20 protein-coding genes and 1 pseudogene are annotated in these 21982 nt (G+C 69.9%); 13 read left to right on the top strand and 8 right to left on the bottom strand.

Annotated elements, in window-relative coordinates; all coding sequences use genetic code 11:
• Positions 1–74: 74 nt before the first annotated feature.
• The gene (locus tag ABZ919_RS29140; RefSeq protein WP_361253409.1) at positions 75–812 is read right to left on the bottom strand and encodes a PH domain-containing protein; all 738 of its coding nucleotides are present in this window, start codon (positions 810–812) and stop codon (positions 75–77) included.
• A 473-nt stretch (positions 813–1285) separates the two neighbouring features.
• On the opposite strand from ABZ919_RS29140, the gene ABZ919_RS29145 reads away from it, so the two are divergent.
• The 3 genes from ABZ919_RS29145 to ABZ919_RS29155 all read left to right on the top strand — a co-directional run bounded on the left by ABZ919_RS29145 (position 1286) and on the right by ABZ919_RS29155 (position 3268).
• Positions 1286–1732, top strand: coding sequence for a hypothetical protein (locus ABZ919_RS29145; protein ID WP_361253411.1), 447 nt, complete (start codon positions 1286–1288; stop codon positions 1730–1732).
• A gap of 199 nt (positions 1733–1931) precedes the next feature.
• Positions 1932–2261, top strand: a complete 330-nt coding sequence (locus tag ABZ919_RS29150) for a hypothetical protein (RefSeq protein ID WP_361253413.1) — start codon at positions 1932–1934, stop codon at positions 2259–2261.
• A 506-nt stretch (positions 2262–2767) separates the two neighbouring features.
• On the top strand, positions 2768–3268 hold the full coding sequence (locus ABZ919_RS29155) for a hypothetical protein (RefSeq protein ID WP_361253415.1): 501 nt from the start codon (positions 2768–2770) through the stop codon (positions 3266–3268).
• A 1896-nt stretch (positions 3269–5164) separates the two neighbouring features.
• On the opposite strand, the gene ABZ919_RS29160 is transcribed toward ABZ919_RS29155, so the two are convergent.
• Positions 5165–6073: a hypothetical protein gene (locus ABZ919_RS29160; protein ID WP_361253417.1), complete on the bottom strand. Its 909-nt coding sequence runs from the start codon at positions 6071–6073 to the stop codon at positions 5165–5167.
• Positions 6074–7300: 1227 nt separating this feature from the next.
• Between ABZ919_RS29160 and ABZ919_RS29165 the strand changes: the two genes are divergently transcribed.
• Positions 7301–7609: a putative quinol monooxygenase gene (locus ABZ919_RS29165; protein WP_361253419.1), complete on the top strand. Its 309-nt coding sequence runs from the start codon at positions 7301–7303 to the stop codon at positions 7607–7609.
• Here the strand turns inward: ABZ919_RS29165 and ABZ919_RS29170 are convergent.
• From ABZ919_RS29170 to ABZ919_RS29185, 4 genes and pseudogenes are all read right to left on the bottom strand, one after another.
• Positions 7609–7937 (bottom strand): annotated as a pseudogene (locus tag ABZ919_RS29170) (NAD(P)-dependent oxidoreductase); the annotation flags it as partial. The gene ABZ919_RS29165 and the pseudogene ABZ919_RS29170 sit on opposite strands and share 1 nt — an antisense overlap.
• A 234-nt stretch (positions 7938–8171) precedes the next feature.
• A complete protein-coding gene (locus tag ABZ919_RS29175) occupies positions 8172–8357 on the bottom strand; it encodes a hypothetical protein (RefSeq protein WP_351209663.1) in 186 nt (61 codons plus the stop codon).
• The gene (locus ABZ919_RS29180) at positions 8354–9265 is read right to left on the bottom strand and encodes a methyltransferase domain-containing protein (RefSeq protein ID WP_361253421.1); all 912 of its coding nucleotides are present in this window, start codon (positions 9263–9265) and stop codon (positions 8354–8356) included. The genes ABZ919_RS29175 and ABZ919_RS29180 overlap by 4 nt, the downstream gene beginning before the upstream one ends.
• Complete coding sequence (locus tag ABZ919_RS29185; protein WP_361253423.1) at positions 9262–10566, bottom strand: cytochrome P450; 1305 nt, start codon at positions 10564–10566, stop codon at positions 9262–9264. The genes ABZ919_RS29180 and ABZ919_RS29185 overlap by 4 nt, the downstream gene beginning before the upstream one ends.
• Before the next feature lie 447 nt (positions 10567–11013).
• Here ABZ919_RS29185 and ABZ919_RS29190 point away from each other — a divergent pair, with 447 nt between their 5' ends.
• From ABZ919_RS29190 to ABZ919_RS29220, 7 genes are all read left to right on the top strand, one after another.
• Positions 11014–11382 (top strand): hypothetical protein, encoded by a 369-nt coding sequence (locus tag ABZ919_RS29190; RefSeq protein ID WP_351209657.1) that lies wholly within the window; start codon positions 11014–11016, stop codon positions 11380–11382.
• Positions 11383–11422: 40 nt separating this feature from the next.
• Entirely contained in the window at positions 11423–12427 is a 1005-nt protein-coding gene (locus tag ABZ919_RS29195) for an ABC transporter ATP-binding protein (protein WP_361253425.1), read from the top strand.
• Positions 12424–13302: an ABC transporter permease gene (locus tag ABZ919_RS29200; RefSeq protein ID WP_361253427.1), complete on the top strand. Its 879-nt coding sequence runs from the start codon at positions 12424–12426 to the stop codon at positions 13300–13302. The genes ABZ919_RS29195 and ABZ919_RS29200 overlap by 4 nt, the downstream gene beginning before the upstream one ends.
• Positions 13303–13390: 88 nt before the next feature.
• Positions 13391–14662 carry a cytochrome P450 gene (locus tag ABZ919_RS29205; protein WP_361253429.1) on the top strand — a complete coding sequence of 424 codons (1272 nt, stop codon included), beginning with the start codon at positions 13391–13393 and terminating at the stop codon, positions 14660–14662.
• Positions 14662–15912, top strand: a complete 1251-nt coding sequence (locus tag ABZ919_RS29210; RefSeq protein WP_361253431.1) for an NAD(P)/FAD-dependent oxidoreductase — start codon at positions 14662–14664, stop codon at positions 15910–15912. Before ABZ919_RS29205 ends, ABZ919_RS29210 begins: the two co-directional genes overlap by 1 nt.
• Positions 15909–16910, top strand: coding sequence for a Rieske 2Fe-2S domain-containing protein (locus ABZ919_RS29215; protein WP_361253433.1), 1002 nt, complete (start codon positions 15909–15911; stop codon positions 16908–16910). Before ABZ919_RS29210 ends, ABZ919_RS29215 begins: the two co-directional genes overlap by 4 nt.
• The gene (locus tag ABZ919_RS29220; protein ID WP_361253435.1) at positions 16907–17677 is read left to right on the top strand and encodes an alpha/beta hydrolase; all 771 of its coding nucleotides are present in this window, start codon (positions 16907–16909) and stop codon (positions 17675–17677) included. The genes ABZ919_RS29215 and ABZ919_RS29220 overlap by 4 nt, the downstream gene beginning before the upstream one ends.
• Positions 17678–17742: 65 nt before the next feature.
• On the opposite strand, the gene ABZ919_RS29225 is transcribed toward ABZ919_RS29220, so the two are convergent.
• Entirely contained in the window at positions 17743–19749 is a 2007-nt protein-coding gene (locus tag ABZ919_RS29225; RefSeq protein WP_361253437.1) for a carbamoyltransferase C-terminal domain-containing protein, read from the bottom strand.
• A gap of 257 nt (positions 19750–20006) precedes the next feature.
• The gene (locus ABZ919_RS29230) at positions 20007–20993 is read right to left on the bottom strand and encodes a LuxR C-terminal-related transcriptional regulator (protein WP_361253439.1); all 987 of its coding nucleotides are present in this window, start codon (positions 20991–20993) and stop codon (positions 20007–20009) included.
• 407 nt (positions 20994–21400) lie between these two features.
• Between ABZ919_RS29230 and ABZ919_RS29235 the strand changes: the two genes are divergently transcribed.
• Positions 21401–21592, top strand: a complete 192-nt coding sequence (locus ABZ919_RS29235; protein WP_361253440.1) for a hypothetical protein — start codon at positions 21401–21403, stop codon at positions 21590–21592.
• Positions 21593–21655: 63 nt separating this feature from the next.
• The gene (locus ABZ919_RS29240) at positions 21656–21922 is read left to right on the top strand and encodes a hypothetical protein (RefSeq protein ID WP_361253442.1); all 267 of its coding nucleotides are present in this window, start codon (positions 21656–21658) and stop codon (positions 21920–21922) included.
• Positions 21923–21982: the final 60 nt, after the last annotated feature.

The following is a 21982-nucleotide window of genomic DNA, read 5'->3' on the forward strand; positions in this document are numbered from 1 at the left end:
ATAGAGCTGTTGGTTTGGCGCCGTGCGCCGTATGTGTGGGCGGGGGGGGCCGGACCGGCCGCCCCCGACGTGTGTCAGGCCTTCCGCTGGTCGCGGGGGACCAGGTACTTCCAGCACGCGTGGAAGAGGGCGGCGAACAGGACGAAGGAGCCCAGCGGAACCAGCGTCGTCAGCAGGACCACGGGCGAGCCGTCCGAGGTGAACAACAGTCCGATCGACAGTACGGTCATGCACCCGAAGGCGATGAGCGCCCCGTAGAACGCCCACAGCCAGGCCCTGCGGTGCGCCGCCCGTTGCCGGATCAGCGCCTCCACCTCCGGCCGGCGCTCCCACGCCATGCCGCGGTACGGGGCACCGACGGCCAGCAGACCGGCGACCTCGGCCGGCGGGTTGTCCAGCTGCCAGTCGTCGATGTGCGGCAGGAGGAGGCGCTGGCCGTCGGTGTCGTACATGTAGGTGAGCCAGTGGCGGGCGGAACCCATGGCGTTCGGAACGGGCTCGGCGCGGATGTCGTAGATGGCGGACCAGGCGCGGGTGCGCTCGGTGAGGGCGCGGCGGACTGTGATGCCGTCAGGGTCGACCAGCGTGCGGCCGCGCCGCATGTAGAGCCCCAGCCGCGCGAGGGTCAGCACGAAAATGACGGCGAGGATGAGCATCGGCCACCGGAACGGGTCGCCGTGCCCCATTGTCTGGGAGAAGGCGAGGATCGGAATGACCGACGGCCCCAGGATCCTCACCAAGGGCGTCTTCTTGTACTTGCGGTACTCCCGCACGATTCCGACGCCGTCCGACGGCATGGCGCTGTTGTCCACCGCTGTTCTCCCCACCCGATGCGCACGAACACGTGCGCGACTGGGGAGAGGATAGGGGTGTCCCCTGAGAGTCCTACCCGGGGGTATGCCGCAGGTCAGCGCAGGGTGCCGCCGTGGGCGGCGACGAGACCGCGCAGGCTCAGGCCGCCGATGAGAGCTGCTCCCGTCGAAACCAAAGCGGTGGTCGGCCGACGAGGCCGGTGGCGGTACAGCAGCGAAGTACAGCAACCACAGCAACCGACCCCGTCCGGCGACGACCTCGTAAGGCCGTAGCGCGACCGGTATGACCTTGACCGACCGATCCACATAGAGCTACGGATCAGAAGGTAGCCGTGCCCCATGCGTGCCCGTCGAGCGGGAACCACGGGGAACCCCTGGCAGTCACAGCCCCGACACTGCTCGGATCGGGCAGTGACGTGCGCGACACCAGCCTCGTACTCTTATCGGATCCGCGAGACTTACTCGGAGGTGCAGTGGTCGCCACGGAAGGCGGGCAAGGCAAGAGACGCGTGCCGATCTTGTGCGCGACAGCGCTTCTCGTGGTGGTCGGGGGGCTGGGAATCGCCCACACCATTCGTGACACCACCTCCCGTATCCACGCCGTGAGGGACGCCGGCAGTACGTTCCTGAAGGCCCTCGGTTCAGATGAGGGCGAGAATGTGTGTGCCCACATGACCCGGACCGCACAGACCGAGCTCGCCGCGGACCAGCGCCAGAAGAGTTGCCCACAGGCAGTCGACGCCTTGGTCGGCCCTCTCGGCCGCGCCGAGCGGCACCGAGTGGCCACCTCCTATGACTCCGCATTCTTCGCAAAAGAGGGGAGTTTCGGGCACGTCAACGTCCGCGACAACCCGCTCCAGATCACCGAGTTGCTTCTGTCTGAAAGCCATGGGAAGTGGCTGGTGGCCGAAATGAAGTAATTGATGTACTTGTGGGCGCACGCAGTTGGGCCGTTCTGACATCCACAAGTGCCATCAACGACACCGGACACCTGCACTCCTAGGCCGCCTGGCATAGCCAGCGTGGCCGGCTGGTCCCCGGCAGTGCCGGGGAGTGATCGAACTCCTAAAGCGGGTGTACGCGAGCCAGCACGTGAAGGCGCCATGCCATCATCGGATAATGCTGACCGACGAGGACGCGCGCCGACTGGTGCTTGCCGAGATCGACGACGTGCGGAGCCACAGCGCGTACGACCTTCAGATCCTGCGCGTGGAGGCCTTGCCGTTCGGGTGGATCTTCTACTGGGGGGCAGTCCGGGACGGTCAGAGCGGGCAGCGCCCTCGGTTGGGAGGCAACGGCCCTTTCCTGGTGGATCGTGAAAACGAACGGTTGATCCGAACTGCCACCAGTGTCCCCATAGCCCGCCAGATCGCGGACTACGAACGCCGACTGCGACGCGAGGCTCACGCCCGGAACGCGGCCGCGAAGCAAGCTGCGCAGCAGGCATGAGTGTCTAACTGCGTGACAACGCCGACGAACAGCGGCGGACGCACACGAACGTCTGCGGACCATCAGCACAGCTGAGAGCCATACCAGCCCAAGGCAGAACCCCCGTCCAAGTTGCTTCGGGACGAAGAGGCCGTGGGTTCAAACCCCGCCACCCCGACAGAGAAACGCCACGTGGGGCACCTAGGAACGTTCCTAGGTGCCCCACCTGTTTCTGCTTCCGATAGACCTCCTCGGCCACGGCCGTACCGGAGTGACCGAAAGGGCGGGCTTGGACACCGGCTCGCGGTCCTCCAGGCCGATGGCGGTGTGTTCCTGGGCAGCGCGGTAGTCAGCGCGGACCTGGTCTTGACTCGTTCCTTCGGGCCGCCGGTCTGAGCTCTGGAAGTGCGGCGATAGCGAGTTCTCGTTTGCCCCCCGACGCGGTAGCGAGGTACTCCCCGTAGAGGAGAGGCTTGTCATCCTGCATGCGGATGCGCGGACATCTCGGCGTGAGCACGATGGAACTCATGGTGAAGATCGACGGGTTATCCAATGCTCCACGTTGGGCTGTCCTCGCGGCCCACACGGTGCCACTTGTCACCCTGCCGTCCGGCCTGTGGCGGATCGCCCAGGTTGCGGGGCTCCCGGTGGCCGAGCAATTGGGCCGGAACGGTCGCGAGGCGGTCGTAGCCATCTCGCTGACCTTGATAACCGAAGGTCTCGCCCTGCTCACACTCGGATTGGTGCGACCGTGGGGCGAGGTCGCACCCCGCTGGCTCCCCCTCATCGGCGGACGGCGCGTGCATACACTCGCGGTGGTAGTACCGGCAATGCTCGGGGCGGCGGTGCTGTGCACGATAGTGGGGTGGTTCGCCTGTACACAGGCGGCAGGGCTGATCGGGCGTGTCACGCAGACGCCGGCCCAGCAAGTACTCCTCGTGGTGTGCTATTCCCCGCTGCTGGCCTGGGCGCCCCTCCTCGCGGCCACGACGCTCGCGTACTACCGGCGCAGGACGACTGTGGGATGAAGGGGAGGCAAGCGCCGACCACAGTGCCAGGGGAAGACCGAACTCCCTGATGCGGCGGTCACAACACGCTGACGTCAGCGGCAGTGACGGCAATGCTGACGGCAACGACGGCGGACGGCAGCGGCACCCAACAGCCGGGCACGATGGCGGCGCGGGCTCTTCGGACCGGTCCGCCAAGGTGCGCCCGCATCTTCTAAGCGCCGGCGCAGGCACTGTGTAGCAGCCACGGCGCCAGGAGAACCGCTCTGAGGGCTGGGCCGTCTCTGGGCCGTCCGACAGTGACCAACGTCGACAGGCGACGACAGACAGCGCGCACGTCAGCGCAGGTCAGACCAACGCCCAACAGCATCCGTCGACTTGAGCACCCACTGAAACCAGTTCTTCGGCTACTGGTGCCGGCAGACGAGGTGCTCGGTGTACCAGCACCCCGAAGACACAGGCTGTCCGTCTCAGTTTCCGCCTCATTCAGGGACGGACGCCGACGTTCAGGAGGGTTCGGCCCTCGGATCTCGTTGAACGGCCGGATGGACATGAACCCAGGTGAACGACCCGGCATCAGACAGCCACACCACCAACAGACTTGGAAGCGTGTTGTCCGGGTGATGGGGGCTGCGGTGCTGCAACGTGGCTCCGGGGTACGTGACGGGAACCTGCGTCCACCTTCCTTGACCGCGGACCTCATGAAGGTGCTTGTCACAGACCCCGTAGATCACCGCCGTGATCAGGATCCCGATCGTCGGTCGGTGCCGCTCGCGGCCGGCTCTGGTGCGCGACGGCAAGGCACAAGCTGGTGGCGAGAGCAGCCCTGGGTATGGGCCATCTCGCGAAGTGCCTCGTCCAGGGCCAGTTCCAGAAGCTCAGGTGGGGTGAGGGCGCCGCTTCCGTCCGGTGGGATGAGCCAGTGCAGTGTCCCCGACCGGCAGTGCGGGGCGGGGGCAGCGATCCAGCCGCCTTTCGAGACGTATCTCAGGTTGTGACCGGCCCACAAGGCGGTGGGGTCGGCCGGCAGCAGGAATCCCACACGGCCGCCTCGACCGTCATGCAGAACTGGTCCCCGTTCCGTCACCGAAATGGCGCCCAGTAACTCGGCGGTGTACAGGCCGAGGCGCTCAGGAACAGTCAGGACGTCCCACATGCGCCCGGTGGCCAGGAGGTGGATCCCGGTCACCCCGTGCATCCAGTCGTCGCGACATGCGCGCGGGTCTTTTGCCGCGGCAGCCAGCCACTCCAACGCTCTCTGCCACTGTGACAGTGTCATTGCAAACCCCCATCTCAGGCGGACGACGCACGAGTTGACCCGGTTGCCGAAGCAACTCGACTCCTCGCTGCTCCGCACTGTCGGGAACCGCTCGCAAGATGGGCACCCTGAGACAGGCTGCGCCCTTCTCCTCGTGCTTCCCGACCGCGGATGAGCGAGTCGTAGTCCACCGCAATGCCCGACGCGCTGCCATGCCTCGGATGCGCCGTCGCCGGATAGAGCGAGCGCAGGCGCGCCCAGAGCCGAGCATCGGACAGAACGCGCCCCCTTGGCACCGCATCACCACCCTGCCTCCTCTACCACCGGCTAGGGCTGTCGAGTACCGCGGAAGGTGTGTAAGCGCGCCGCAGGTCAGTCGCTCGCTGACTCACGGGCGGACTTCCGCGAGAGGTGTTTCGGAGGATACAAATTTTCGTACCCCATCCGTGCCCGACCGTGCAGGGGCTACGGGAAACCACGGTGGCTGGCGGTCAACGCGCAGCGCGACGGCCCCCGACCGTCTCACCTGGTCAGGGGCCGTTCAACTGCGCGGTGGGCGTGCATCTGAACCCACGGTGACATCGCTTCCAGACGGTTTTCAAGATCTGTGTCAGTGCGCACCGGACCGCGCGACGGTAGTCGGCGACGGGTGCCGGAGGTCAGTTGCGGCAGCCGGGGACCGGGGTCGGGCTGTTGAGGCAGTTGCTCGGGCTATTGCGGATGACCACGGTGGCACGCAGGTCCACGGTGCCCTGATTGTTGTAGATGCCACCGGGGTTCGTACCGCTGGCCGAGTTTCCGATGATGACGCTGGCGGTCACGGTGGAGGTTCCGCCTGGCTGGGCGGTCACACCGTTGGCGAGACCACCGCCACCGTTCGGCGCGGTGTTGTTGAGGATCGTGCTGGCGTTGACCGTCAGCGTTCCGGTGTTGGCGATGGCGCCACCCACGTTGTCGGCCGTGTTCCCACTGAGGTTGCTGGCATTGACGGTCGTCTGGCCGTCGCTGGCGATGGCGCCGCCGTTCACAGCGGCCGTGTTGCCCGTGAAGACACTCCCGGTCACCTGCGCCTGGGAGCCAGTGAACACGCTGATGCCGCCGCCGAAGTTGGCGTGGTTCCTCGCGATCAGGTCGCCGAGAAGGGTCAGGGAGCCGTTGCCGGTGACGACGATGGCTCCACCAGCGCCGGTCTGGATCGGGCTGCCCGTGGCGTCGCCGTTGGTGAGGGTGGCCCCTACCAGGGTCAAGTCGCCACCGCTGACGGTGAAGATACGGAACGTTCCCGAAACACGGGTGATCGTGTCCTCGTTGCCGTTGATGCGGATCGGTGAAGTGATGGCCGGCAGCTCGGTGGTTAGCCGGTAGGTGCAGCGGGGCGCCAGGTTGAGCGTGTCGCTCCCAGGGGTGCTATTGGCGGTGTTGATGGCGCTCTGCAAGGCAGCCTCGCTGCACGCCACGCGCAGCGTCGCGGCCGAAGCAGGGGCGGCCAGCGCGATGGGGACGAACGCGGAGGCGGCGCCCATACAGAGCACCCGGGCGGTCCGGACAAAGGACTCACGCGTGAGCATGTCACTCCTTTTGAAGTCGCCCGCCGCGAGCGTCCGGCCAACAGGATGAGGCGATGCGGCGCCGCAGGCGGGAGGGCGAGCGAAAAGTGCCCGCCGTACCGCGCGACATGACATAATTCATTCCGAATTGCATCTTATGGCCCTACGCGGTGCACCTTACGGCCGAACAGGCTCTGCGGGGCATACGGCATGCGAGCACCCCGCACCACAAGCGCACCAGATCGAGCGGGGAACAGCGGGGAAGCTCGGGGAAAGCAGCCTGGCCCGGCGAGGCCCATTCCGGCCGTTCACCCAGGTCGACGCCTGGACCAATCCCAAATGACCGCAGCTTCCCAAGCTCAGGGCTTCGGCCACCGGATACGCAGTGGCCACCGAACAGGTCGTTCTGTACCTTGCCGCCATGACCGACAACCGAAGGGGCAATGCCGCGTAGGCGCCCGTCAGCCCTGCGAGGCGACATTCCTACCCGCCGGCCGAGGCAGCGCCGGTACCCGTCCATTGACCGCCTTTCAGGATCCTGCACAGCTGACCTGCGTCGGCTTGAGCGGACCCGATTCTGGCCCGAAGCCACGGAAGAAGCGTTCTGGCACTGGAAGGCCCTGGCCCACGGCCCTCTCAGACAACTTGCGGACCCACTCGTAGGTCCTGACTGCGGCATCCTCGAGTGCGGGTGCTACGGCGTCGACTTCCGCGGCCACCTCGAAACCGCGCTTCACGCACTGCCGAGGAAGAGCGCGCATGAGCTACGCGCCCTCGTATGGGCCCTCGACAGGAAGATCCTCGCGAGAGCCAAGGTGATCCCGGCTGACAGCCTGGACGTGCCATGGTGGCGAGGTCAGCTCTAGGACCATGGGCGACCGTCTCAGTTTCCGTCTCATTCAGCGACGTTCACGGCCGTTCAGACGAGACGAAAGCCGGTCGCCGCTCCCGCGGCCGAATACAGATGAACGCAGCTGAACGGTCCCGTCCGAGGCTCCCGAGACCACCAACACAGTTGGAAAGCGTGTTGGGGGCAACCCCTCACGAGTTCGAATCTCGTATCCTCCGCCAGTGCCTCACCGGGCACGATGTCGAAGGGCCCCACCGTTCGCGGTGGGGCCCTTCGACGTTGCCGTGACGTCCTCCCGTGCCGTCGCGTATCCACAGGTGATGTGCATCCTGAAAGTACGGCTTCGTCCGAATCCCACGTGCGCGGCCAGTGAGACCTTCACGGAAGGATGTGCGCGCATGCCCGTTGTCATCGCCCGCCTGATCCCCGCGCCGGGCCAGGTCCAGAACGTGCTTGACGTGTACCGCGAGCTCGCCCCGCTGGTCCATCAGGAACCGGGGTGCGGGCTGTTCGCCCTGCACACCGACGGCGAGGGCGTCTTCATCGTCGAGCACTGGCTCACCTCGGAGGACTTCCAGGCGCACCTGGCCGGCTCGAACCTCCGGCGGATCAGGGACGCGACAAAGCCCCTCCTGGCCGCACCCAGCGAGATCTGGCCGGTGGAGAGCGTCCCCCTCGGCGACCCCGACAAGGGCGTGATCCAGTAGTCGACGACGCGGCCGCGCGCGAGGTTCACCAGCAGGGTGCCGTCTCGCATGCGCGCCAGGAAGGCGGCGTCGACGAGGTGGACGGTGGCGTCGGTGAGGGGCGTGGCCAGGATCACCAGGTCGGCGCGTGGGAGCAGGTCGGGAGAGTCCGCAAGGGCGTGAACAGTGCCCAGGGACGCAGTTCGGGCGGTTCGCGCGACCCGCAGCACGTCGCACTCGAACGGCGTGAGACGAAGTGCGGGTCGCCTCGCAGCGAGGCGAGGGTGAGGGTGAGGGTCAGCGCCGGCTCCGCGACGCTCGCGTGGTGCGCGCCGCGCGCGTTGCACAACACGGTGGACGTAGGCCCATCCTTCGGGCAGGCCCGGGGCCTCGGCGAGCGGGAGCGGAAGCCGGGCGGTGGCGCCCCCGGCCGCGAAGGCAGGGTTCGCCGTATGGGCCATGGCACACGAGGCCAGGCCGGTCCTGGGCGTCGAAGGACCGGTCGGCCCGCGCGGCGGCGGTCCCGGCGGTGGCCCGGTGGGGCGGCCGGGGCGCGTTCGCGCCGGCCGCCCCACCTCCCGGCTCAGTAGCGGGGCTTACGGGTCAGGGCGATACCGCCGAGCAGGAAGGCGACGCCGAGTACGCCGGCGACGATGGCCGAGGTGGTGTCGGCCGGCTTGTGGCTGGCGTCCATCACGGCGGTGAGCAGGCCCGCCACGGCGCTGATGTAGCAGAAGATCGTGATGAAGATCTTCACGTTGGGGTTCACTTGGGTGCCTTTCGTTCGGTGGTGCGAGGGGTTTTCTCAGGGGTTTCCTGTGGTCCGCGACCCGCGGGAGTGGTCGCGGCGACGGTGAGACCGAGCAGCATCACCCAGGCATCGGGGTCCGCCCGGAAGCGGTTCCAGCGATCCGACGCGAGGGCGAGTTCGGTCAGGGAGAGGACGCCCTGGGCCACCAGGGGCTCCAGGCGCTGCGGACCCAGCTGCGGAGCGAAGGCGTCCGTGGGGTGATCGTCGTTGGTGGTGGCGAACGGTCGCAGGACGATGTCCTCGAAGCCCGCCGACCTCAGCAGCCGGGGCAGGCGTCGGCCGATCGCGCGGTCCCCGCCGGCGGCGCGCTGTGCGGCGGCCATCTTGGCGTGCACACCGCCCAGTTCCGGGTAGGACGGCTCGGCCGCACCCCAGCAGGAGGAGTCGACCTCCGTGCAGGCGACCCGGCCGCCCGGCCGCAGCACCCGGCGTACCTCGGCCAGTACGGCGGCCGGATCGGGAACGTGCTGGAGCACATAACGCAGCAGAACGAAGTCGACGCTGCTGTCCTCCAGTGGCATGTTCACGGCGTCGGTGACCAGCAAGGTGACGCCGGGACCGGCGGCGTGGGCCAGCAGCCGGGCGTCGATGTCGGCGGCGATGAGCGTGCTGCCGGCCGGCAGCACGGGGCGCAGCCGGCGGGTCACCGCGCCCGAACCCGCGCCGACCTCGAGAACGGTGGGCCGGGGACTGCCGGCGGCGCCGCAGATCCCGAGGTCGCGGAGGATCCGCAGTTCCTCGGCGAAGGAGAGTTCGGCCTGGGCCTCCAGGCGGGCCAGCTCCGCCGGCAGACCGCCGCCGGTGGTGCGGACCGGATCGTAGGAGCCGCCCGGTGGGCGGACGGTGTCGGGGACGGGCGTGCTCACCTGGGCCTCGCAATCATGGTCATGCCGTGTTTCGGGCGCAGAGTGACCAGCGCCTCGGGCTCCGCCTCGGTCCCTCCGACGGTCTCCAGCCGCACTGACTGGGCGAGGGTGGCGAGCACCAGCACCGCCTCGAGCAGGGCGAAGTGCTGACCGACGCAGATCCGGTCGCCGCCGCCGAACGGCAGGTAGAGGTGGCTGGGAAGCGAGGCGCCGTCGAAGCGGTCCGGGCGATACGCGTCGGGGGCGTCCCAGTACGCGGGGTGCCGGTGCAGCACCCACTGGCTGACGCAGACGAGCGTGCCGGGCTCGACGTGGTACCCGCCGATGACATCGGCGCCCACCGCCCGGCGGGAGATCAGCCACACGGGCGGATACAGCCGCATCGCCTCCTTGATGGCCCGCTGGCAGACCGGCAGGTCGGCGAGGTCCTCGGCCGTCGGGGGCCGGCCGCCGAGCACCCGGTCGACCTCCTCGCGGACCTTCGCCGCCTCGTGCGGGTGCCGGTCCAGCAGATGGAGCGTCCAGGTCAGGGACTTGGCGGTGGTCTCATGGCCGGCCATGACGATGGTCAGCACCTGGTCACGCAGATCCTCGTCCGAGACCAGGTGGCCGGCGGACATCATGGTGTCCAGCAGGTTGCCCGCATGGCCGGGACGCCGGCTCGAGCCGGACGCCGAGGGCCCCGCCGCACGCCGGGACGCGATCAGCGTGCGGGTCACCATGTCCAGGAAGGCGCGGGCTCGGCTGAAGTCCGCGAACCGGCGTGCGGTGTCCGCCGGGTCGGGGTCCGGGTCGGGCACGTAGTGGCCGATGCACCGGTTGACGGCGTCCACCGCGCGTCCGAAGCCCTCGCCTATGCCGTCGAGGTCGGTGCCGAGGATGGCCCGGGTGAGAATGCCGAGGGTGAGCGCGGTGAGGTGATCGTCCACCGCGAGCGGGATGCCGGACTCGATCGCCGGGCGCCAGCGCTCCAGCATGCCGGAGGTGGTTTCGGTGACGATGCCGTCGAAGGTCCTGACCGAGCTGGGCCGGAAGGCCGGGGCGGTCAGACGGCGCTGGCGGGCCCAGTCCTCGCCGTTGCTCGTCAGGAGCCCGTTTCCGAGCAGCGGACGCAGCATCGCGTCGTCCGGGGTGCCTTCCTTGGTGTAGTTGGCGCCGTTGTCCTTGAGCACATGACGGGCGTACTCAGGGGTGTTGAGCAGGTAGACGGTCTCGCCGTCGGCCCGGTGACGGGTGATCCCGCCGTAGGTGCGGGCCAGTTCGGTGATGAAGGCGAGCGGCGACTCCCGCATCACGGCCATGTCGATGTCCCCCGGCGGGCCCGGTGGAAGGGCCTCGCCCCGGGGGCCTGACCGCGGGACGCGCGGCGCCGTCGTGTGCGTAGGCACGGTGCGGACCACCTCCGTGATTCCTCTCATGTCATGTCAAGTCAGGTGAAAACTGGGTGAGTCGGCGTCAGCCGACGTACGCGCATACGCATTCCGCGCGCCATACGTACTCCGAATTCCCGAATACGTACACCCCACTTGGCGATACGCATTCGGATACGTATTCCGATGCGTAATCCAATACGTATTCACGGCTTCACCCGACTCGGAATCTACCGCACCCGCCGAACGTGCTCAATACTTACCCCTGGAGCCGGAACTGACGTCTTGGCAGCCTTCCAGACGGCGTGCAACTCTTCATTCGCCGGCAGCGACAGAAGGCGCCGCGGGCAAACCGGAACCGAGAAAAGGAAAAGTCTTATGGCTTTGGACCAGCGAAAGCGGGCCGAGTTCGTCAACGGCTACACCCGGGCCCTGATCAGCGCCTGGTCGAGCGAGGAGTACGCGGCCCGCCTGCAGTCGGACCCGCGTGCCGCGCTCGCCGAGGCCGGCCTGGAACTCCCGGCCGACGCGGAGATCGTCATCGTCTCCACCGCCGCCGAGGGCGAGCAGGAGGGCAACCTCGAGGTGCAGGTGGAGCTCTACGAGATCGGTCTGGCGACCGGCCGTTACGAGTTCCACATCCCGGAGACCCCGCAGATCGACACCGCCGAATTGAGCGAGGGCGATCTGTCGGACATCGCGGCCGGCGGCAACTCCTGCTGCTGCCCGTGCTGCTGCTGCACCTGATCCACCCGATCAATCTTAAATCCACCCAGGAGCGATCCACGTGGCAACTTCCGTCGGGGAGAATCCCGTCTCGGTCCGCGGCCTTCGCAAGAGTTATGGCGACTGGCACGCGGTGCAGGGACTGGATCTGGACATCTGTCCGGGAGAAGTCTTCGCGCTGCTCGGGCCCAATGGCGCGGGAAAGACGACGACCGTCGAGATCCTGGAAGGCGTCCGCCAGCGAACCGGCGGTGACGTGCGGGTCCTCGGCTGTGACCCAGCCGAGGACCGGCGGGGGTGGCGCTCACGCATCGGCGTGGTGCCCCAGAACACCGGCGCCTACGCGGACTTGACCGTGCGCGAGGTCGTCGAGCACTTCGCGGCGTTCTATCCGGCGCCGCTCCCGGTCGGCCAGGTCATCGACATGGTCGGCCTGGGCAAACACGAGAAGAAGCAGAGCACGGACCTGTCCGGAGGGCAGGCCCGGCGCCTCGACGTCGCGGTGGGCATCGTCGGCGACCCGGACCTGATCTTCCTCGACGAGCCCACGACCGGGCTGGACCCGGTGGCCCGCCGGGAGGCCTGGGACCTGGTCCGCTACTTCTCCGAGCGCGGTACCACCACCGTGCTCACCACCCACTACCTCGACGAGGCCGAGGCGCTCGCGCAGCGTGCCGCGGTGATCGTCGCCGGCAAGGTCGTCCTGTCCGGATCCCTCGCCGAGTTCGGCGACCGCTCGCAGACTCCGACCACGGTCTCCTTCCGGATCCCGCCGGAACTCGCGGGACGGGCGCTGCCGGTGCTGCCGCCGGGGGCGCAGGCGCTCCCGGGCACCCCGGACGGCGTGCTGCGCATCGCCACCCACACGCCCACCGCGCTGCTGACCGTACTGGTCCCCTGGGCGCACGAGGCGGGCGTCGGGGAGCTCCCCGAGCTGCGGGTGCACCGCCCCACGCTCGAGGACATCTACCTCGACCTGATCAAGGAGAACGCCGGCGGCACCGACACGTTCGGCCGCGGCGGCGACGGCACCGACGACCGCACCAGCGAGGCGGGCATCCGATGACCCTCACCGAACCCTCCACGGGCCGCACCGACCGGACCCCGCCTGCAGCGGAGCGTACGGCGGCCGAGTCCCCCCGCATGCCCGGCGTCTGGCGGACCTCCGCGGCCCGCTCCAAGGTCGAGCTCAAGGCGTTCTTCCGCAACAAGCAGTCACTGGTCTTCACCCTGATGTTCCCGGTGATCCTGCTGGTCGTCTTCGGCTCGATCTTCTCCGGCAAGGTGGCGGGCACCCAGACCGATCTCAAACAGGTCTTCATGGCCGGCATCGTCGCGGCCGGCGTGATGAGCACCTCCTTCTCCGGGCTCGCGATCAGCATCGCGATCGAACGGGACACCGGTACGGTGCGCCGCCTCGCGATGACGCCGATGCCGAAGTCCGCCTACTTCATCGGCAAACTGGTGCGCGTGATCGTCACCACCGCGCTGGAGACGGCACTGCTGCTCGGCATCGCGCTGACCCTGTTCGGCCTCCCACTGCCGAGCACGGGCGAACGCTGGATGACCCTGGGCTGGGACCTCGCCCTCGGGACCATCGCCTGTGCCCTGGCCGGTGCCGCGTATGCGGCGCTGATCCCCAACAGCCGTTCCGCGGCGGCGATCGTGACGCCGGTCTTCATGGTGCTGCAGTTCATCTCGGGCGTCTTCTTCCCCTTCGGCCAGCTGCCGCACTGGATGCAGACGGTGGCCGCGTTCTTCCCCGTCAAGTGGATGGCCCAGGGCTTCCGTTCGGTCTTCCTGCCGGACTCCTTCACCGTCGTGGAGCCGGCCGGCAGCTGGGAGCTGGGACACATCGCGCTGGTGCTCGCGCTCTGGGCGCTGGGCGGACTGGCGGTCACCGCCCTCACCTTCCGCTGGCGCGGTCCGCGGGTCCGCTGACGGACGGCGACGACCCTTTCGACGACGAAGGGCCACACGGTCCACCGACCACCAGCCCGCCGACGATCCCCGGAGCAGGAGCAGGACCATGACCACGGCGCCGGTGCGCCTGCCGGAGCACCTCGACCACCCCTTCTCCCCCGCGGGGCGGACCAACCCCCATCCGGCGTACCGGTGGCTGCGGACGAACGATCCGGTGCACTACGACGCCGGCTCCCGGCTCTGGCTGGTCACCGGGCACGCCGACTGTCAGACGGTGCTCCGGGATTCGCGGTTCTCGGCGGCCGGGGGGCAGCGTGAGCGTGCCCGGGACGACGCGCTCCCGCCGTCCATGCTCACCACCGACCCGCCCGGCCATCACCGGCTCCGGGCCCCGGGAGCGCTGCTCCTTGGGCCGTCCGCCGTCCGGTCCGTGGCCGGCGATCTGGCCCGCGACGTCGACGAGCTGCTCGACCGGCTCGGCCGGCGCCCGGCGGCCGGACGACCGGACGCGATCGCCGACATCGGGCGGCCGCTGGCCACCGCCGTCTTCGGGCGTCTCTTCGGGCTCCCGACGGCCGAGTACGCGCGGTTCGAGACCCTCGCCCGGGCCGCCTCCATCAATCTCGACCCGATGGTCCCGCCGGCGCGTGCCGCCCTCGGCCGGACCGCGGCCGTCGCGCTCACCCGCTGTCTGGACGCGCACAGCGCCTCGTCGGCGCCACGCGAACGCGGCGCGCCACTCGCCGCGTTCGCGGCCGACGACCGGCTCACCAGGCCGGAGATGCTCGGTGTCCTCAACCTGGCGGTGATCGGCGGCTGGCAGCCGCTGGCCGAGCTGGTCGGCAACGCGCTCTGCACGCTCCTCCCCGACCGGGCCGCGGTGCGCCGGCTCACCACCCGGCAGGACGCGGACGCGGACGGGGAACCCGGCGGGGAGGCGGCCCGCCGCGCCGTGGACGAGCTGCTCCGTCTCGAGGCACCCATCCCGTTCACCGCCCGGGTCACCACCGACACCGTGGAACTGGCCGGCGCCACCCTGCCGGCCGGCAGCCGTGTCCTTGCGGTGATCTCCGCGGCCAACCGTGACCCGGCCGTCTTCGCCGACCCCGACGAGCTGCGCATCGACCGGCACCCCAACCCGCACCTCGCCTTCGGCGGCGGCCCGCACTTCTGTCTCGCCGCCCAGCTGGTACGGCAGGTGGGCGGCCTGCTGCTGGCGCACCTGCTGCGACGGTTCCCCGGCATGCGCGGCCCGCACGGTGCCCCCGACTGGGACCGGTGTCTGGTGCCGCGACGCCTGCGCGCCTTCCCCGTGGACCTGGGCGTTGCGGGCCCGGCCTCCACGGACCCCGGCACAGCAGAGGAGGGCCGCGGCTGATGCGGGCCGACGTCATCGTGGTGGGCGCCGGCGCCGCCGGCCTGGCCTGCGCCGGGCGCCTCCGCCGAGAGGGGCTGGACGTGGTCGTCCACGAGGCCCGGGACCGGGTGGGCGGCCGTATCCACACCTTCCACCCCGCGGACGGCGGACCCCCGCTGGAGCTCGGCGCCCAGGTGGTGCACGGCGCGCGCAATCCGGTGCACGCGCTGGTCGGCGCCGACCGGATGACCACCGTGCCACGCCGGATCACCGCCCGCGTCGTCCAGGACGGCGGCAACCAGGACATGGGCGTCCTGGGCCAGGACCGTCGCCGTCCCCCCTGGCTGCTGGAAGCCGGGCTGCACCGGGAGCCGGGGTCGCAGGACCGGTCGGTCGGCGCGTGGCTGCGTGCCCGCTGCACCACGCATCGGGAGGGACGGGTGGCACGGGAGTGGTTCCGGCAGAACTGGGCCGCCGATCCCGAGGAGTTGAGCACCGCGGGTGTGTCGGACGCCCATCGGGGCGACACCGTCGTCGGCGAGGGCGAGTTCGCCGTGCGCGGCGGATTCGACCGGCTGCCGCTGCTGCTCGCACAGGATCTGCGGATCGCTCTCGGCGATCCCGTACAGGAGATCCGCTACACCCCCGGACGGGTCGAGGCCGGCACCGCGCGAGGGACGACCGGCGCACTCGCCGCCGTGATCACCGTGCCGCCGCCGGTGGTGGCGCGGGGGCGGCTGCGCGTCACCGGGCCCGCGTGCGCGGAGCTCGACGCGAAGATCGCGGCTGCCACCCGGATGCCGCTCGGCGACGGGTACTGCGCGGTGGTGACCCTGGGCCGCGCAGCGCCCGACACCGTCATCACCTTCGACGTCGACGGCAGGGGCGGCTTCGTCCGTTGCTCCGCGGGCCGGCCGGAGGTGCTGTTCGTGGCGAAGGCCGGGGCGGCGGACGCCCTGCGGGCCACCGTGCGCAGCGCCCCGGCGCTGTCGGCGCTGCTGGAGACCGTCATGCCCTGGACCGCCGGCGCCCGGGTGGCGGGCCTGACCACCGCGGACTGGGGGCGGGATCCCTGGGCCACCGGCGCGTTCACGGCCCCGCGCATCGGCTGTGAGGGCGCGGTACGGACCTGGGCCGCGCCACTGGACGACACCCTCTTCTTCGCCGGCGAGGCGACCGTCGGCGGCAGTCGGCTGCCCTGGGTGCAAGGAGCCCTGGCGAGCGGCGAGCGGGCGGCAGAGGAACTGCTCAAGGTATTGGCGAATCGATGACGATGGAATCCACGACTGTGCACAACGGCTGGTACCTGCTGGCCTTCCGGTCCGAACTGGCCCAGGAGGTCACCCCGCTGGCGGTCGGCCCCCGCCGCCTGATCGCCGTGCGGGAGGACGACCGGATCCGGGTCTTCGACGCCGACTGCCCGCATCGCGGCGCCCATCTCGGATACGGCGGCAAGCGCCAGGGCGACTGTGTGGTCTGCCCCTTCCACGGCAAGCGGATCGCCCTCGGGGACACCTCCAAGCGCTGGTCGGTGAGCGAGCACACGGTGCTCGCCTGGGGCGAGGCGCTCTTCGTCCGGCTTTCCGGCGCCCCGGACGGCGACCGCGGCTTCGAGCAGGCCGTGAAAGCCTGGGAGACCACGTATCCGCTGGTCAAGGCCATCACTCTGCCGGTCGCGGTGACGCCCGAGTACGTCGTGGAGAACGCCTTCGACCCCGACCACTTCAAGTCCGTCCACGGCGTGCCCGGCACCCTGGGGATGGCGACACGGACGGGTGACGACGGGGAACTCGTGATCGAGGGCGAGTTCCTGATGCAGACCTCGCCCTGGCAGGACGCCCGCCGGCTGGAGCAGGTGCGCTGGGAGGCGGTGCGCACCAGGACGGTGCGGTGGGACTACAGACCCCGTTTCCTGGCCCGCGCGTTCAGCCCGTCGGTGGTGGTCACCGAATTCGGGCCGCCGGACGAGGTGCATGTCATCGTCACCGGCTCGGTGCCGACGGCCGAGGGCGGCTGCGTCGCGCGGGTCGCGATCGGCGTGCGCGGCGATCGGCGGTCCGCGCTGCCGGCCCTGATCCAGGGCAGTGAGAAGGCGCTCGGTGAGGACAAGGTGGTCTGGGAGCACCTGAACCCCCGCGCGCCCGTCGCCTACGACGCGCGCGACGCGCCCGTGCGCGCCTTCCGCGCGTTCTGCGCCGCCTTCGGTGACCTGACCGGAACGGCGGACGAGGCACGGGCGTGCGGCGAGGCGGGAAGGGCGGAACGATGACGGACCTCCGTCTGCACCGTCACGGCAGCGGACCGGCCGTGCTCTGGCTGCACGGCTACACCATGGACTCCACCGTGTGGCGACCGTTGTGGGACCGGCTGCCCGGCTGGAGCCACATCGGCGTGGACCTGCCCGGCCACGGCGGCTCCGCCCCGATCCCGGCCGGGCTGACACTCACCGAACTGGCCGGGCGGCTCGCCGGGATCGCCGAGGACACCGGAGCCCGCCGGGTCGTCGCGCTGTCCTTCGGTTCGATGGCCGCGGTGCAACTCGCCGCACAGCGGCCGGAGCTGGTCGAGCGCCTGGTCGTGGCGGCACCCACCCTGGCCGGCACCCCGAACGACGGCGCGGCGAAGGTGCGTTATCGCCAGCTGGCGATGCTGTACCGGATGACCGGCCCGGGGGAGCAGCTTGCCGACCTGTGGATGCAGTCGCCGCCCGACATCTTCAAGGGCACCGAGCGGCACCCAAAGGTACGGGCCGCGCTGCGGGCGGTCGTCGCCCGGCACAGCTGGGCGGAACTCGGCAACCGCGCCATGGACGGCCTGACCGCCTGCCGGCACACCGAGGACGATCTGCGCCGGATCACCGCGCGCACCCTGGTGATCGTCGGTGACGACGACATGCCCGCCTTCGTCCGCAACGGCGAGCTGCTGCAGGCAACGGTCCCGGACTGCCGGCTGCTGACCCTGCTCGACTCCGGGCACCTGCCGCTCCTGGAGCGTCCCGGGGCGGTGGCCCCACTGATCGCTTCGCATCTGGGCTGAGCAGGCGTACGGACGGGGGGCAGGGCATCACGCCCTGCCCCCCGTCCGTCCGTGCGGCCGACGCGTCAGCGGCTCCGGCGCAGCGGGTTGATGACGCCGAAGGCGCCGGTCAGCGTCGAGGGGTCGACGAAGGAACCGCCGGGGCCGTGGGTTCGCCGGAAGTTCTCGACGAGCCCGGCGAAGGACGGGTCGACCTCGGCGCGGTAGGCGGCGAGCATGTTGACCCGCTCGGGGGTCGAGAACTCCTGCTCGGCGCGCAGTCCATGGCTGCGGGACAGGTGGTACATGCCCTCGACCGTGTAGCCCCGGTCCAGCCACCCTTGCCACAGCGCGTCGCGGTCGGCCTCCTGGCCCGCGAAGTACTCGAGGGCACGCGGACGCGGGCCCCCCGGCGCCGGGGTCGCCGGCACCGGATCCGCCCGCAGTTCCACCCGCCGCCCGCAGAGGTACAGCACGCCGATGCCCTTGCGGACGCAGAGGTTCAGCGCCTCCGCCGCCGTGTCCACGATGGCCTCGCCCTTGTCGTTGAGCGAGGTGTTGCACAGGATCGGCACGCCGGTCGCGGCCCGGAAGGCGTCCAGCGCCCGGTGCAGGGCCGGGTTGGCCGACGCGGTGACGGTCTGGTGCCGTGCCGAGCCGTCCAGATGGACGATCGCGGGCACCAGGTCGCGCACTTCGGGCCGCACCTGCACCGCTTCGAGCATGTACGGCGACTCGCGGTCCGAGGCGAACCACCGGGGTGCGTGCTCCGCCATCACGACGGGCGCGACCGGCCTCCACCACTGGCGGCGTTTGATGTCGTTCAGCAGGTCCTTGACCTTCGCGGACCGCGGGTCGCCGAGCAGGCTGCGGTGGCCCAGCGCGCGCGGACCGAGCTCCGCCCGGCCGTCGACCCAGGCGATGGCACCGTCGGACACATCGGCGACGAACCGGTCCGCCGAGAAGTCGGTGACCGAGGCGATCCATGGGGCGAACTCGGCGAGCGCGTCCTCGGTGTCCGTGACGTCGCGGCCGAAGTAGGCGGAGTCGATGTGGAGGTCGGCCGTCTCCAGCGCACCCGAGCCGTACAGGCCGAGCAGCCCCAGGCCGATGCCCTGTCCGGAGTCGTTGGCACAGGGCGGGGTGATGAGCCCCTTGAAGCCGAACCGGTCCATCAGCAGGGTGTTGGTGGGGCAGTTGAGCGCGTAGCCACCGCTGGTGGACAGATAGGTGTCCTCGGCGCGGATCCCGCCCGTCGTGAGCAGGCGCTCGACATTGCGGACGGCGATGGACTCGCAGCAGCGCTGGACGGCCTTCATCACCGCGCTGCGCAGGTTGTCCTCGCGGCTGAGCGCGGGGTCGAGGGTCCTTCCCTCCAGCTGACGTTCGGCTTCGGCGACGATGTCGCGCACCAGATCGTGCGCCTGCTTCCACGGCTGCGTCGCCGACCCGCCGAAGAACGTGACATCCGCGATCGCGGCTTCGGTGTCGAACTCGATGCTGGTCGGTGAGGCCGAGGCCAGGGCCATCAGCGAGCCCGGTTCCAGGCCGAAGACGGTCTCGGCCGCCGTGTACAGCGGACCGGGTGACTCGACCGGCGCGAACGTGATCCGCCCGGCCTTGGCGACGCAGCCCGCGTACCAGTAGCGATTGGGACGGCTCTCCTGCGCGTAGTCGGGAAGCGCGTCGATGGCCAGGCCGATGATCTGTTCCTCGCGGAAGAGCGTGGTGTCGCGCATGACTCCGCTGAAGAGGTGGGCCAGGCTGTGGACGGGGAAGTCCTCGGCACCGGCCGGCTTCGCCACGGGCCGGTCGTTCGGCAGCCCCGGAGTGCCCCAGCAGGCGGTGATGTCGGCGAGGGTCAGGCCCTCCTCGGCCAGCAGGCCGTCCAGGAACGCCGTGGCGCGCTTCTCGGTGTAGAGCGGCCAGAAGTGGTGCTTCTGTCCGCTGACCCGCTCCAGCTCCCAGACCCGCACCAGCGACAGGGCCGATCCCTCACGCCGCCAGAGGGCGACGTTCTGGTCGTGCCGCACGGAGAACACCGCGCCCGGACCGGGGGGAGTGAGATAGGCGGACAGAAAATACTCGGTCACGGTTCCTCTTTCCTCTTGCTGCCAGGACGAGGTATTTCCGGTCCGCCGCGCAGGGAAGAGTCATCCCCGCCAAAGACCAGCCGCCTTCCCCGGCGTCGGTGACAACGCGGCCATTCAAACACCCCCGCCGAAGCCCGTACATACCGAAAAACGGAGGTACGTACGGCGGCTAATTCCCGGTGTACGTATGCGCAGTGACCCGACAACGGAATTCAGCATTCCGGCGCGCTCGCGCCGGGACTGCCGTCGTGGTGGGTTCAGAGCCAGCCGCGGCGGCCCGCGTACAGGCCGGCCTCGAAGCGGCTGCGGGCGCCGAGCCGTTGCATCAGATCCGCCATCATCCGGCGGACGGTGCGCAGGGACAGCCCGAGGTGCTTGCCGGCGGCCTCGTCGGTGTAGCCCTGCCCCAGCAGCCTGAGCAACTCCTGCTCCTGGCGGGTCAGTCCCTGCTCGTCGCGCTCCTGTGGCGTGCCGAGCGGCGTCGCGTCGGCCCAGACCTGCTCGAACAGCGAGACCAGGGCGGTGATCACACCCACCGAGGTGATCTGTACCGCTCCCTTGCGGGTGTTGGCCGGGTCGAGGGGGACCAGGGCGATCTCCCCGTCGAAGATGACCATCCGCAACGGCAGCGCCGGCACCGTCCGCACCTGTCCGCCGAGGTCCGTCAGCCACTCGGCGTGCCTGGTCGTGGCACGGTCCTTGCGGACGCTGTCCAGGAAGACGGTACGCATCTGGACGCCCCGGGTGAGAGCCTCCATGTTGAGCGGGCGGCTCGCCTCCAGGGAGGCGGCGGACCGGGCGCCACCGGGGCTGAACGCGAGGCACTCGGTGGAGATCGAGCGTGTCAGCTCCTCCAGCCGGGCCTGCACGGTCGCCATTCCGATCAGCCGCTCGATCCGGTGGTCGTCCTCGCTCGCCGACTCGTCGCGGTACTCGGCCAGCAGCCGGGTGATGGCGGCCTGGCTCTCCTCGAAGTCCTGCTCGCGGCGCTGCCGCAGCAACTCGTTGTGCTGCAGCAGGGCCGCCAGTCCGACCCGCGGATCGACCGGCAGCAGTCCGCCGGGGGCCGCCCCGGGCACCTCCTCGGAAGGCCGCAGCAAGCGGAGGTCGGCGAGCTGGTCGAGCGCCGCCCGCACCTCGGCCTCGCTCATGCCCAGCCGGGAGGCGAGCTCCTCGACCCCTAGATGATGATCAGTCAGCATCAGACGGTAGACCGTCTGCGCCGCACTGTCGATTCCCCGCATGACTGGCGTATCACCCCTCGCACGCACGCCCCCTGTCCCCCGGCACTCGTCCGGGCGTACCCGCCGACGGATCATCCTACGACGTGAGTGGGCCCGGCGGCCGACAAGCGGCCGACTGCGCCTCAGCGCCCCACTCCCGTGCCGCCGCATTCGCGTGGCACCAACGTGCCAAAGCGCTTTTCATGCCGCCCGGAAGACCTTCCGATACGTGGACGGCTCCAGCAGACTCTTCCCTGCCGGAAGGCCACGGGGGCCTTCTCCTTCCGAACCATCCGTCGCTGATGATTCGCCGTCACCCGGTGATGGCCGGACATCAGAAATCGACCTGCGACGGTAATCGGAGTACCGCAATTCCTGGGGGAATCATGCTTTCTTGCAACAGACTTGTCGGGTCCACTCTGCTTGCGATGTTCGCCGCGCTGGGCGCTTTGGCCGGGCCGGCGCACGCGGTGGCGGGCGGCTCTCTGCCGACGGCCACGACCGCCGTCGTCGACGCCGCTGTGCACACCGCCGTCCACGACGGAACGCTCTCCGGTCTGCTCCCGGGCGACTTCTACCGCGCGACGCACGTCGGTGACGAGGACATCCACTGGGACTGAGACCGGGCCCGAGCCCGGGCACGATCCGCACCACCGATCCAAAAGGGTTGAACAACCGTGCACATGGCCACCGCGACGCTGGTCGGACCGAGCGCCGACCACGTCCTGGACGGGACCTTGCTGGGCTCGCTGCTGTGGGCCGTGGCCGAGAAGCACAGCGGGCTGCAGCATGTCAGCGTGGCCGCCCGTCCGGGGCGCACCGACGTGGTGCTCTTCTACACCGGCGCCAGCCCCTGCGCGGCCGACGCGGCCGGCGCCGACCTGTGCCGCCGGGCGCTGTGGGCGGCCGCCCAGCTCGACGGCTGGCGCCTGCGTTCGGGTCCGCGTTAGCGCCGGCCCGCGCCCTGGGCGAAGCGCGAGGGAATGTGCGACAACCCGTCAGGAGATGCT

This window comes from Streptomyces sp. NPDC046759 (assembly GCF_040645475.1).
Classification (GTDB): domain Bacteria; phylum Actinomycetota; class Actinomycetes; order Streptomycetales; family Streptomycetaceae; genus Streptomyces.

Excerpts from the sequence above, each read along its gene's own strand:
- ABZ919_RS29150 (WP_361253413.1), top strand. The coding sequence starts at position 1,932 with ATGCTGACCGACGAGGACGCGCGCCGACTGGTGCTTGCCGAGATCGAC.
- ABZ919_RS29155 (WP_361253415.1), top strand. The coding sequence starts at position 2,768 with ATGGTGAAGATCGACGGGTTATCCAATGCTCCACGTTGGGCTGTCCTC.
- ABZ919_RS29160 (WP_361253417.1), bottom strand. The coding sequence starts at position 6,073 with ATGCTCACGCGTGAGTCCTTTGTCCGGACCGCCCGGGTGCTCTGTATG.
- ABZ919_RS29165 (WP_361253419.1), top strand. The coding sequence starts at position 7,301 with ATGCCCGTTGTCATCGCCCGCCTGATCCCCGCGCCGGGCCAGGTCCAG.
- ABZ919_RS29185 (WP_361253423.1), bottom strand. The coding sequence starts at position 10,566 with ATGGCCGTGATGCGGGAGTCGCCGCTCGCCTTCATCACCGAACTGGCC.
- ABZ919_RS29190 (WP_351209657.1), top strand. The coding sequence starts at position 11,014 with ATGGCTTTGGACCAGCGAAAGCGGGCCGAGTTCGTCAACGGCTACACC.
- ABZ919_RS29200 (WP_361253427.1), top strand. The coding sequence starts at position 12,424 with ATGACCCTCACCGAACCCTCCACGGGCCGCACCGACCGGACCCCGCCT.
- ABZ919_RS29205 (WP_361253429.1), top strand. The coding sequence starts at position 13,391 with ATGACCACGGCGCCGGTGCGCCTGCCGGAGCACCTCGACCACCCCTTC.
- ABZ919_RS29210 (WP_361253431.1), top strand. The coding sequence starts at position 14,662 with ATGCGGGCCGACGTCATCGTGGTGGGCGCCGGCGCCGCCGGCCTGGCC.
- ABZ919_RS29215 (WP_361253433.1), top strand. The coding sequence starts at position 15,909 with ATGACGATGGAATCCACGACTGTGCACAACGGCTGGTACCTGCTGGCC.
- ABZ919_RS29220 (WP_361253435.1), top strand. The coding sequence starts at position 16,907 with ATGACGGACCTCCGTCTGCACCGTCACGGCAGCGGACCGGCCGTGCTC.
- ABZ919_RS29230 (WP_361253439.1), bottom strand. The coding sequence starts at position 20,993 with ATGCGGGGAATCGACAGTGCGGCGCAGACGGTCTACCGTCTGATGCTG.
- ABZ919_RS29235 (WP_361253440.1), top strand. The coding sequence starts at position 21,401 with ATGTTCGCCGCGCTGGGCGCTTTGGCCGGGCCGGCGCACGCGGTGGCG.
- ABZ919_RS29240 (WP_361253442.1), top strand. The coding sequence starts at position 21,656 with ATGGCCACCGCGACGCTGGTCGGACCGAGCGCCGACCACGTCCTGGAC.